General features: G+C 68.4%; 1 pseudogene. It reads right to left on the bottom strand.

Annotated elements, in window-relative coordinates:
* Window positions 1-816: pseudogene (locus JAO85_RS25545) on the bottom strand (hypothetical protein); the annotation flags it as partial.

Here is an 816-nt window from a genome sequence, read left to right as displayed (position 1 = left end):
TGGTCGGCGGGCATCCAGGGCAGGCGGGTCAGCGCCACCCAGTTTTTGGTGGGGATGGGCAGCGGCACTTGCTTCTCGCGCAGCGGGGCGGCGGTGGCATCGCAGGCTTCCTGGCCGGTGAGCACTTTGCCGTCGGCCAGGTGCAGTTCCACCTGGGGCACGCCCACGCCACCAGCCCAGTCCACGCTGCGGTCGGGTACGTAGTTGCGCATGTGCATGCCGATGTCGGTCATGGCCGGGGCGCGGGTGTACACGGTGTTGGCGGGGCGGGGGCTGGGTGGGTCGCCGTTCATGATGGCGACGGCGTATTTGCGCGGCTTGGCATCGCGCGCCACGCCGGGGCGGAAGGGGTTGAAGGAGCCGGCATCGGGGTCGATGGCCACGTCGTCAATCACGTCGCGCGGCACGCCGTTGGTGGAGTAGGTGGTGTAGCTCCAGTGGCGCATGGCGGGGAAGTCGCCCTTCATGACGATTTTTGCGCCCTCAGGAATCTTGAACCACGCGGTGCTGAAGGTGTTGCCGGTGTCGGGCAACTGGTTCTCCAGGCCGTAGTCGTCCGGGTCGGTGGTGTAGAAGCCGGGGCGCAGTTTGGGGCCGGGCCAGAAGCAGGAGCGAATGGCGTTGTTGGCGGCCACACTGTCGGCGCGGTGGATGTCGGTGCTGCGCACGGGGGGCATGGGCGGCAGGATGAAGTCGTGCCCTTCGCTGCCCATGACGTAGCCATCGGCACGGGGTGTGGGGCCGCCACGGGGTGGCTTGGTGTCTGCCCAGGTGTAGCTGCCGTAGGTGGGGCGGCCTTCGGGGCCGGTGTCTTTG

Origin of the sequence: Comamonas sp. NyZ500 (genome assembly GCF_016772095.1) — a bacterium.
In the GTDB taxonomy this organism is placed as follows: Bacteria; Pseudomonadota; Gammaproteobacteria; order Burkholderiales; family Burkholderiaceae_C; genus Comamonas; species Comamonas thiooxydans.
Note: the sequence above shows the minus strand (reverse complement) of the source record. Positions and strands in the feature narration are given on the sequence as shown.